This window comes from Galbibacter marinus, from assembly GCF_000300875.1.
Lineage (GTDB): Bacteria > Bacteroidota > Bacteroidia > Flavobacteriales > Flavobacteriaceae > Galbibacter > Galbibacter marinus.
Map to the genome: position 1 here is coordinate 1 of NZ_AMSG01000075.1, position 338 is coordinate 338.

The window sequence follows — 338 nt, forward strand, 5'->3', positions numbered from 1 at the left end:
TTCGATTTGCGCCAGTGGTTTCGGTTTGAATTGCGCCATTTTTGCTAATTCGGACATCATTTCGGTTCGTTTTGCGCCACTTTGAAAGATCAAGTAATAATTACCTTGTCGCTAAAGAAAAGCGATATGGCAAACACACTTGATTCTATGGACTTAAAACAAATTATTTCACTACATCTAGATGGCTTTAGCAATCGTAAGATCAGCCTTACACTAGGAATAGCACGCAATACTGTAAACAATTACATGCGAGTTTTTAAGGCTAGCTCTCATACCCTTAGAGAATTATTAGCGTGTGACACAGAAGTGTTGGAGACACTTTTTACTTCTCATACCAC

Annotated in this window: 1 pseudogene; it reads left to right on the forward strand. The window is 38.5% G+C overall.

The annotated features are described in order from the left end of the window. Positions 1 to 126: 126 nt before the first annotated feature. A pseudogene (locus I215_RS16060) lies at positions 127 to 338 on the forward strand (IS21 family transposase); the annotation flags it as partial.